This window comes from Burkholderia sp. HAN2018 (assembly GCF_024704855.1).
Taxonomy (GTDB): Bacteria; Pseudomonadota; Gammaproteobacteria; order Burkholderiales; family Burkholderiaceae; genus Burkholderia; species Burkholderia cepacia.
Map to the genome: position 1 here is coordinate 1 of NZ_QOBB01000471.1, position 1,966 is coordinate 1,966.

2 protein-coding genes are annotated in these 1,966 nt (G+C 69.8%); one reads left to right on the forward strand and one right to left on the reverse strand.

From position 1 onward, the window contains the following. On the reverse strand, window positions 1-702 hold a 702-nt coding region (locus DPV74_RS41060; RefSeq protein ID WP_119339267.1), incomplete at its 3' end, for an alpha/beta fold hydrolase. A gap of 317 nt (window positions 703-1,019) precedes the next feature. Here DPV74_RS41060 and DPV74_RS41065 point away from each other — a divergent pair. Then, window positions 1,020-1,966: sigma-54-dependent Fis family transcriptional regulator (locus DPV74_RS41065; RefSeq protein WP_119339266.1), on the forward strand; the 947-nt coding region annotated here is incomplete at its 3' end.

A 1,966-nucleotide genomic window follows, 5' to 3' on the forward strand; every position in this document is an offset into this window, starting at 1 on the left:
GTGCGAGCGGATCGCATCCGCAGGCGAGCGGCGCGGGTTCGGCGATGCGAGGATGGCGTTCTCGTACGCGTTCCACGCAAGCGCCACCGCTCGCTGCCGGGCCGCGCCCGCGCCGGGTTGCAGCCGCCGCGCGCAGCACGCCAGCAGGCGATCCGGCTGGCTGCAGCCGGCCGCCGCGTACAGGCGTCGCCATTCGCGGGGCGCGCGCGTTCGCGACGTCGTGAACAAACGGCGGACTTCGCGTCGCGACGTCAGGAACAGCCCGCGCAGCACGACGCCGGTGACCCGTGCGGGATGTGTGCCCGCGTATGCAAGTGCGAGTGCCGCGCCCCACGAGCCGCCGACGACGCCCCAGCGCGCGATGCCGAGCTGCGCGCGCACCGCTTCGAGATCGTCGATCAACCGCGCGGTGTCGTTGTGGCGTGTGCCGCCGCGTGGTGCCGACGCGCCCGCGCCGCGCTGGTCGACGAGCACGACGCGCATCCGCGTCAGGTCGTACAGCCGCAGGATGCCGGCCTGGCTGCCGCTGCCGGGCCCGCCGTGCAGCACCACGACCGGATGGCCGTGCGCCGCGCCGGCGACGGAGAACGCGATCGATTGCGCGTCGCGGTGCAAGCGTCCGCGAACGGGCGCGGCGAGCGCGGACGGTGACGCCGGCGACGCGGGTCGGGATCGGGATAGGGGGCGAATCGGGGCAGGCATCGTGTCGAATCGGTTCGGGGGGAAGCGGGGCAATCGTCATGCGGCCGCGAGAGAGCCGATGCGACCACTGTAATTGAGCCACGACAAAGCCAGAAACGCGCCAGCCGCAAAGATCGGGATTCGCACGGGTAGTCACGCGTCGGGCAGACGCGGTATCACGAAGACCGGCCCGTCCGGTGACCCGACCTGCCCGGCGGAGCCGGATCGTGTCTTGCAATCTGCTTTCGATTGGGGCCGTGCCCCTCGCGTGGCCCGATGCTTGCTTGCAATGACGGCAAAGAGTCCGGCAACTGACCGGAAGATCCCCGGAGGAGACAATGCGCGATGACGTAGAGCAGGCGGCCGGATCGCGGGCCGCGCATTCCGCCGGCTGGCCCGCGCCGTCGATCCAGAAAGCCCATGAGCGGTCCGAGACGTTCGGCCTGCAGGTCTCGGCACGCCCCGACTACGACGTGCTGTCGAGCGCGGCGCTGGTGCTCAAGCGCGAGCAGAGCCGCGTGCTGTGCGCGCATGCGATGCCGGTGATGGAGACGCTGCACGAGCAGATCGTCAACACGCAGAGCATGATCGTGCTGACCGATGCGCAGGGGTTGATCCTGCATTCGATCGGCGACGACGATTTCCTGCGCCGCGCGGAGAAGGTCGCGCTGCGCCCGGGCGCGAACTGGGCGGAGGACCGGCAGGGCACCAACGCGATCGGTACGGCGCTCGCCGAGCTGTGCCCGATGGTCGTTCACGGCGACCAGCACTTCCTCGCTGCGAACCGCTTCCTCACCTGTTCGAGCGTGCCGATCCTCGATCCGTACGGCGACGCGATCGGTGTGCTCGACGTGACCGGCGACCACCGCAGCTACCACCAGCACACGATGGCGCTCGCGAAGATGTCGGTGCAGATGATCGAGAATCACCTGTTTACGACGACCTTTCAGGAGACGTTGCAGGTGTCGTTCCATGGCCGCCCCGAGTTCCTCGGCACGCTGATGGAGGGGATCGTCGCCTTCACCGCCGACGGCCGTTTCCTGTCGGCCAATCGCAGTGCGCAGTTCCAGCTCGGCATGCCGCTCGCCGCGCTGCGCGCGCATACGCTGTCGTCGCTGTTCGACGTCACGAGCGCACAGTTGATCGACCGCATGCGCGCGAGCACCGACCGGCACCTGATGCTGAACCTCGGCACCGGCGCGGTGGTCTGCGCGCGCGTGCATTTCCGGCGCGCGACGCTCGCCGAAGGCAGCCGGCCGACGGACGTTCACGACGCGGGTGCGCC